The organism is Paraburkholderia rhynchosiae (assembly GCF_002879865.1).
GTDB lineage: Bacteria > Pseudomonadota > Gammaproteobacteria > Burkholderiales > Burkholderiaceae > Paraburkholderia > Paraburkholderia rhynchosiae.
In genome coordinates, this window is sequence record NZ_PNXY01000043.1 from 35,199 (window position 1) to 41,423 (window position 6,225).

A 6,225-nucleotide genomic window follows, 5' to 3' on the forward strand; every position below is an offset into this window, starting at 1 on the left:
CGCTCCTTCTCATTTGGTCTTGACCGCACTGCGCAAGCGCGCCGCGAATTCGCCCCGCCCCGCGAAATACGCCTGCACCACGCGCTGGACGACGCCGGTCGAACCGGGCAAGGCTTGCATCGGCGGGAACTGCGGCAGCGTGTGGTCGGCGTCCGCTTCGGCCGGATACACGCGCACGCGCACGTCGTACCATGCGGCCTGACCGGTGATCGGGTCGGAATTCGACACGCGCGAACGATCGGGCGTGCTGCCGTTCTTCGCGCCCGGCAGCTCGTCGGTTATCAGATGGTTGAGCAGAAAACCATGCTGCGATTCGTTCGCGCCAGGACCGAGATTCCACGCGCCGGCCGCCTTGCCGATCGAGTTCCACGTCCATACGGTGCCGGGCTCGACGGCTTCGCTATAGCGCGCCATGCAGCGCACCTTGCCCCACTGCGATTCCACGTATATCCACCCGCCGTCGTCGATGCCCTGGTCGCGCGCCATCAACGGATTCATGAACAGGTAGTTCTCGCCATGAATCTGCCGCAGCCATGCGTTTTGCGAGTCCCACGAGTGATACATGGCCATCGGGCGTTGCGTGATGGCGGCGAGCGGGAATTGCTCGAGGTCCGTGGCGCCGAATTCGAGCGGCGCGTACCAGAACGGCAACGGATCGAAATAACGCTCGACGCGTGCGCGCAAATTGTCGGGCGGCTGACGGCCCTTCGTCTTGCCTTGAGCCGCCAGCCGGAACTTCTGCATCACGTCCGAGTAAAGCTGAATCACTATCGGCTCGCCGAATTTGCGAAAACCTTTCTCCACGGCCCACTGCAGATAGGGTCCGTTGCACCCGCGCATATATTGCAGCGATTCAGGCAGCGTGTAGTGATAGACGCAGTTGTGTTTCGCGTACTGTTCCCACTGCCTCGGATTCGGCTCGCCCACGAGCGCCTTGTCACCGTCCTTGCCGCGCCAGCCGATCAGAAAGCCGACGCCCGACTCCGGTGCGGTCTGAAAATTAACGATGAAGTCGGGATAATCGCGGAACTTGCGGCCCCCCGCGAGCGTGGTAAAGGCAGGCAGTTTCAGTCTGCCGGCCAGCTCGATCAGCACTTCCTGGAATGGCTTGCATTCGCCGGTTGGCGGCACGACCGGCACCCGCACCGAATCCACCGGACCGTCGAATTCGGAAATGGGCCGGTCCAGCACCGACATGGCGTCGTGTCGTTCCAGGTACGTCGTGTCGGGCAAAATCAGGTCCGCAAATGCGGTCATCTCCGACTGGAATGCGTCGCACACGACCAGAAACGGAATCTTGTAGTCGCCGCTCTCCTGTTTGTCCACGAGCATCTTACGGACCTCGACTGTATTCATCGATGAATTCCATGCCATGTTGGCCATGAAGATCATCAGCGTGTCGATCGGATACGGGTCTCCACGCCAGGCATTCGTAATGACGCTGTGCATCAGCCCATGAACGGCGAGCGGAAATTCCCATGAGAACGCCTTGTCGATACGTACCGGCTCGCCGGCCGCATCGATAAAAAGGTCCTCGGGCGCGGCGGGCCAGCCGAGCGGCCCTGTTGCGAGCGGCGTGTTCGGCTGCACCGCATCCGGACCGTTCGGCGGTTTGGCCGATGGCGGCACCGCGCGCGGATACGGCGATTTGTGGCGGAAGCCCCCGGGCCGGTCAATCGTGCCGAGCAACGACATCAGCACGGCCAGTGCACGAATCGACTGAAAGCCGTTTGAGTGCGCGGCAAGCCCGCGCATCGCGTGAAAGGCGATCGGGTTGCCGGTGACCGTCTCATTCTGCTCGCCCCAGGCATCGGTCCATTGGATCGGCAGCGTGATCCTGTGATCGCGTGCCGTTTGCGCCATTTCGGCTGCGAGCCGGCGGATCGTATCGGCGGCAATACCGGTGGTCTCGGCCGCCCACTCCGGCGTGCAGTCGGCGACGCGTTCACGCAGCAATGCGAACGATGGCGTGACCGGCGTACCGTCGTCGAGGGTATAGCGGCCTGTCAACGCCGGCACCGCGCCACGCGTGTGATGCCTCACCGCGCGCTGCGTGTTCGTGTCCCACCACAGCCGGTTTTGCGGAAACAGCGGGTTGCCTTCGGGGAGCGCGGGATCGGCCACGAAGAGGCCGAATGCATCGCTGTCGGCGTTCATGTTCAGCAGTTCCGCAGCGTTCGTGTAGCGCGCGACGAATTCGTGATCGTAAGCGTTGGCTTCAAGCAGTTCGTGGATCAACGCCATGAACAACGCGCCGTCGGTGCCCGGACGGATCGGCACCCATTCGTCCGCGATCGCGGCATATCCGGTGCGAACCGGATTGATCGCGATGAACCGGCCACCCGCGCGCTTGAATCTGGAAATTGCGATCTTCAGCGGATTCGAATGGTGATCCTCGGCAGTCCCGATCATGAAGAACAGTTTCGCGTGATCGAGATCTGGGCCGCCGAATTCCCAGAACGATCCGCCGATCGTATAGATCATGCCCGCCGCCATGTTCGACGAACAAAACCCGCCGTGCGCCGCGTAGTTCGGTGTGCCGAATTGCTTGGCGAAGAGACCGGTCAGCGCCTGCATCTGGTCGCGCCCGGTGAAAAGCGCGAATTTCTTCGGATCGGTGGCGCGAAGATGGGCGAGGCGCTGTTCGAGCGTATCGAATGCCACCTTCCACGACACAGGTTCGAACTGCGCACTGCCGCGCTCTGAACCGGGCTTGCGCATCAGGGGCTGGGTCAGGCGAGCCGGAGAGTACTGTTTCATGATGCCCGACGAACCCTTCGCGCAGATCACCCCCTGGTTCAGCGGATGATCCGGATTGCCGTCGATATAGCGGACTTCGCCGTCCCGTAGATGCACCCGAATACCGCATCGGCACGCGCACATGTAACAGGTTGTCGTCTTGACGTCGAGCGTTTCATTCTGGGTGCGAGCGCGGTGTTCCATAACGCCTCCCTAGGCTGATTGGTTACCAGCGTATAGGGAGCTAACGCAAAAGAAAAATCGCCATTCCGGACGTAAAATATCCGCCTACCCGATACTTTCCGCCGGCAAGCGGCATTGTCCGCTGTGGACCCACAACACCTCGCGATTCAATGCCCTCTACCGCGCGGGCCGTTAACTGCTTGTGCATAAGCGTCCAGCGTGTACCGTTCCCCGCTTGGCGTATTTACATTCGCCCTGGCTCTGGGGAAACGCAGCCTTCGCGTTCCGGTCGCACGCACGTCCCGGCGCTTTGCCCGGTGTATGCTTGTGTTTGCACGCCAGCGCACGTAGCTGTGGCGCCAGTGCAGAGAGGAATGCCGGAGACCGAATATGGATGCAGCCGATGACGGATTCGTGCTTGCGGGAAGCCTTGAAGAGCTGCGAGCGAAAGGGCGACGCATTGTCCAGGGCGGCTATGGTCCCATCCTCGTTATCCATGAGCGCGGCACTGTTGAAGACGGCATTCTGACCTGTCACTGGCACCACGCCCGCTTCGATCTGGAGAGCGGCTGCACCTTCGACCTCTGGGCGGACGATGTACCGGCCTGCGCAGTCGAGCTGCGCAATGGCGACGTTTGGGTGGCGACCGCGTTCGGACACTCCGATCCCGCCACACACTGGCATCAGCGACTTGCGGACGGGCTCGCACACGACCTCGGACTCGTCATCGCCAAATCCGTGCAGGGCCAGCTCGCGGCCGGCGTGCCCGTGGCCGAGATTGTGCGGCAGGTCGCGCGGTTCGGAGCGAAGAACCGCGATGGCTGGGGTGTCGGTCTTACGGTACTGACGGCGCTCGCTAACCTCTTGTCTGTACTCCCCGAAGGCTGATATAAAGGGTAAGAGCCCGCTCGATATCACGCTCCTGCGATCTTCCGTGAAACCGAAAAGTCAAAGATGTAGGGGTCCTTTCAGCGAGTCGCGGCAAGATCGGACTGCGGCCGGTGTAACGTTTCCCTGAAATCGGTCACCGTGCTGCCGCTTCTCGTATGAGCGGCCGTCTCAATCTGCATCGTCGACACTTGACGTGGGCAGCCGGACGCCTAGAGTCGCCATACTAGCTTCGCTGCCCTGGATCCTTGAAGTTGTGGAGCAAGGTGCACAGATGGAACGATGAGATTTGTGCAACAGGCTGCTGCACAATTGCCATGCGACCAGGCCTGCGCCAAGGCGTGCATTTATCTCCGATGATCTCTCGCCCGAAATTCTGGCCTGGTGCATATATTGTGCACGGATGGAAATGAGCCCTGAAACCCTCGTCGTCGGCCCGAATGCGGGCTCCAGTTTCGAACAGTTTATGGCATCGCTGCCCGACCCGGACAGCCCTGCGCCGGTGGTTTCGGCCCGTCGCTTCGGCGAGGCGCTGCATATTGACCTGCAGACGCTGGCTCAGCAGGCGCATGTGCATCGCAATACACCCAGTCGTCAACCCACCTCTGAAAGCGTTCAGCGGTTCCTGCGCGAAGCCCTCCGTGTTATCCGTGCAGCGACGGATATATGCGGGGACGTGAGCCAGGCCCTGTTCTAGTACAGAAATGACCACCGGGCACGCTCGTCAGTTACCAGTTGACCATCGATCCTGTTGTCGATTTCACCGGTGGGTATCAAGGTGGCAGATGGGCTGCGCTCTCGGAAGACTTCTACTGCGACTGGCGTGGTTGCTGGTTCAATCAGCGCATCGAACCACCGAGTTGGATACTTGGTGACGAAGTCGTGGCTGCCGGCGCAAAAGGAATTCTGTTCAGGTCACGGCTGTCGCCGCAGGGAGTGAACCTGCTTCTGTACGTGGATGAGCTCGGACCGACAGACCGGCTCGAGGTGCACGACCCGCAGCGCGTGCTTCCTCGAAATCAATCGTCGTGGACGGAGAAGGCCGTACCGAAGCAAACGGGTCGCTGTCGTGCCTCGCGTCGGGTTGTTTGTTGCTTCGCCAAAGCGGCGCAGCATCCTCTCGACTTCGCCCGCGTGCGTCTCTTCGCTTCGATGGCTCAGTTCGGCCGTAAGCGTGGCGCCAGCGACGCCTTGACTGGAGATCGCGTTTCAGACGGCAGTGCGGAACCGATCGGCGACGACCCATTGTGCGAGGTCGGCGATGCGTGCGAGCGTGAAACGTAGATGCGCCTCAGGATCGACACGGTGGAGCTTTGCGGTACCGGCAAGGTGTAGATTGCGGCAGCACGTCCGCCGCCAGAGTCTGCTCCAGCAAACAGATAGTTATGCTGACCGTATGCGCCAGCCCCGGCGAGGCGCCGCCCTCCCGACAGATTTACGCGAAATTCCGGAAAAAAGCGAACGTGCGCTGGGGTTTTAGCGTTAGTGCGAATGATCAACAAATCCATCAGTCATCAGTGGCCAACGCGTCGAGCGATTTAAGACCCTCATCGGCCCACGTGACGAATCCCGTCACTTCGTCGCGAAGTCGCTCCAGTTGATCGTCGCCTTCGACCGCCTTCATGTCCCTCAGTATCATCGTCCACGCCGCGCCAGTCTTTACAAAGCCTTCTAGCAAAGCGCGCCGTCTTTCCATGAAATGGATTTTGAACTGGTCTGCCAGCGGGATTTCCATGTCTGTTGCCTTGCGCCATAGGTCCATCGATGCGCGCAGAACGTCGGGGTTAAAGTCCACGATGACGCGGCTTTCTCCGTTGCTCATGGTTGGGCTCTCCGTTAGAGGTCGTTACAGGCACGAATCTATCCGCTTTCCGCGGCACTCGCTATTTCCTCTTTCTGTCGCGACATTTTCAGGAAACCTCTCGATACATTGCCGCGCGACCGACGGGGGCAATGCCTGGCGATACGTGGCGAACGATTTTGGCAGTTTAAGACGAGGACGCAGGCTCAGGCGAAAGCGTTTTTTGCGCTGAAACGGTGGGTGACTCTTGCAATGTGTGCGCAGAACCCATCCGTCCGCCACTGACCAATTCTAAGGGCTCGCAACATAAGCAGTAATTTTCATTTCCATATCGCTCGCTCTTTAGTCTTACCGCGAGAAAACCTCGATCACGGACTGGGTCGCCGTGTGATGACCGTGCGATCGCTGCTGGCGGCAGCAATGCTGCTGTTGTTGTCGGCCACGTCGTCTATCACGAAAGTTTTTGTTGCGTGGATCGGACTCGGTTTGTAGTGGTCTAATTTCCTCGGACAGGTCGATAGGGGGACAATCCTGAATCGACGAGGAAAAAGAGCAAGATGACAAGAAGGCGCCGACAATTTGACGCCAGCTTCAAGCTGGAAGTAGTAAGGATG

Annotated in this window: 4 protein-coding genes and 3 pseudogenes; 3 read left to right on the plus strand and 4 right to left on the minus strand. The window is 60.2% G+C overall.

What is annotated here, in order from left to right; translation table 11 throughout:
- Window positions 1-9 precede the first annotated feature (9 nt).
- Entirely contained in the window at window positions 10-2,943 is a 2,934-nt protein-coding gene (locus C0Z16_RS33045; RefSeq protein WP_102636220.1) for a molybdopterin oxidoreductase family protein, read from the minus strand.
- A gap of 369 nt (window positions 2,944-3,312) precedes the next feature.
- Between C0Z16_RS33045 and C0Z16_RS33050 the strand changes: the two genes are divergently transcribed.
- The 3 genes and pseudogenes from C0Z16_RS33050 to C0Z16_RS38440 all read left to right on the plus strand — a co-directional run.
- Entirely contained in the window at window positions 3,313-3,810 is a 498-nt protein-coding gene (locus tag C0Z16_RS33050) for a Rieske (2Fe-2S) protein (protein WP_244201444.1), read from the plus strand.
- A 466-nt stretch (window positions 3,811-4,276) separates the two neighbouring features.
- A pseudogene (locus tag C0Z16_RS33055) lies at window positions 4,277-4,504 on the plus strand (DUF2384 domain-containing protein); the annotation flags it as partial.
- Window positions 4,505-4,536: 32 nt separating this feature from the next.
- Window positions 4,537-5,094 (plus strand): annotated as a pseudogene (locus C0Z16_RS38440) (hypothetical protein); the annotation flags it as partial.
- Here the strand turns inward: C0Z16_RS38440 and C0Z16_RS39070 are convergent.
- The 3 genes and pseudogenes from C0Z16_RS39070 to C0Z16_RS38445 all read right to left on the minus strand — a co-directional run.
- Window positions 5,020-5,246 (minus strand): annotated as a pseudogene (locus C0Z16_RS39070) (IS66 family transposase); the annotation flags it as partial. The pseudogenes C0Z16_RS38440 and C0Z16_RS39070 sit on opposite strands and share 75 nt — an antisense overlap.
- Before the next feature lie 71 nt (window positions 5,247-5,317).
- Window positions 5,318-5,632 (minus strand): PX domain-containing protein, encoded by a 315-nt coding sequence (locus C0Z16_RS33070; RefSeq protein ID WP_102636221.1) that lies wholly within the window; start codon window positions 5,630-5,632, stop codon window positions 5,318-5,320.
- A 347-nt stretch (window positions 5,633-5,979) separates the two neighbouring features.
- Window positions 5,980-6,225 (minus strand): hypothetical protein (locus C0Z16_RS38445; protein ID WP_208638658.1); only part of this gene is annotated, 246 nt, incomplete at its 5' end.